The organism is Ruminococcus callidus ATCC 27760 (assembly GCF_000468015.1).
GTDB classification, from domain to species: domain Bacteria; phylum Bacillota; class Clostridia; order Oscillospirales; family Ruminococcaceae; genus Ruminococcus_C; species Ruminococcus_C callidus.
On sequence record NZ_KI260335.1, the window covers coordinates 7,219 to 8,635 of the forward strand.

Annotated in this window: 1 protein-coding gene; it reads left to right on the plus strand. The window is 55.0% G+C overall.

Going from position 1 to position 1,417, the window contains the following annotated elements:
- The first annotated feature begins 87 nt into the window (after positions 1 to 87).
- The gene (locus RUMCAL_RS03560) at positions 88 to 1,026 is read left to right on the plus strand and encodes an AEC family transporter (RefSeq protein ID WP_021681156.1); all 939 of its coding nucleotides are present in this window, start codon (positions 88 to 90) and stop codon (positions 1,024 to 1,026) included.
- The last annotated feature ends 391 nt before the right edge of the window (positions 1,027 to 1,417 follow it).

The window sequence follows — 1,417 nt, forward strand, 5'->3', positions numbered from 1 at the left end:
TCTGCAAGCAGATTGCGTGCAAAGCTGTCAGGCGGGCTTTATTCAGTGTTTCCTTAGAGTACACGCGTTGTTCTGGGATTGAGGTGTATGGATTTGGCATGGATCATTTTGAAGCAGGCAATTCTCATGCTGCTGCTGAACGTGGTGGGCATCATTGCCTATCGGACAAAAGTCGTGGACAAAAACGGCGGCAGGCAGTTTTCCAACTTTGTATTGGAAATTGTCACGCCGGTGCTGGTGGTGAACGCCTACGCCGACGTGGAGTATGAGTCCCGTCTTGTGGTGAATATGCTCTGGACGTTTCTGCTGGCGGCGGTGTCCTACGTGGTGTTTATTGCGGCAGTGTATCTGCTGGTGCGGCAGAAGCCGGGGCGGGAAACGGAAATCGAACGCTTTTCCGCCATTTACAGCAACTGCGGCTTCATGGGGATTCCGCTGGCGAGTGCGATTCTGGGGAACGAGGGCGTGTTTTATACCACGGCATTTCTGTCGGTGTTCTTCTGCTTCGCGTGGACACACGGCATCATGCTGCTGACAGGGCAGCACGACCGGAAAGCACTGGTGAAGAAGCTGTGCTCTCCCACCATGATCGGTATCGTGATCGGGCTGCTGCTGTTCTTCTTCCGGATTCCGCTGCCGGATCTGCTGGGAAAGACTTTCGGCTATGTGGCAGGGCTGAATACGCCTATGGCAATGGTGGCTTCGGGTATCAGCGTGGCACAGGCAGATCTGTTCCATGCCCTGAAGAATCCGCGGGTGTATTATGTCAGTGCCGTGAAGCTGCTGATCGTGCCGGTGATTCTGGCGGCACTGTTTCTGCCGCTGGGCTTCATTCCGGAGTCTGTCCGTATTGTGGTGCTGGTGCTGATGGCAGCCCCCTCGGCGGCAATGTGCACGCTCCAGTGCCAGAAACACGACATGAACGATGCCTACGCTTCCCACATCTTCGCCGTCACCACGCTGGTGTCCATGCTGACCATGCCCGCGGTGGTGAAGCTGTTTACGTGGGCGTTGGAGTTGGTGTGAAGTATAGCTTTTACTCTTGTTTCAAGTTTCACAGAAGAAACCCCTCAGTCAAGCCTGCGGCTTGCCAGCTCCCCTTTCAGGGAAGCCTAGGTACAAATAAGCCTCCCTTGAAAAGGGAGGGGGACCAGCGAAGCTGGTGGAGGGATTTCTCCGTGAAATGCAACTTCTAGTGCTGCCATGTCGAAACCGTCCGGCGGAATTCGCTCGTTGCCCTCGCTGTCCGCCTGGGGCTTGCCAACGCCGGTTGTTGCCTTTGCCTGTATCGGTAATGTTGATATTCGATTGTTTTTCTTATGCAAGTGGGCGACTTTATTTCATACGGCGTTTGCAAGCTTGCATATAGCCTCCCCTGAAAGGGGAGGGGAACCGCCGTTAGGCGGTGGAGGGGTTC

What these genes read in the sequence shown, in the direction of transcription:
- RUMCAL_RS03560 (WP_021681156.1), top strand. Translation starts at nt 88, where the DNA reads ATGGATTTGGCATGGATCATTTTGAAGCAGGCAATTCTCATGCTGCTG.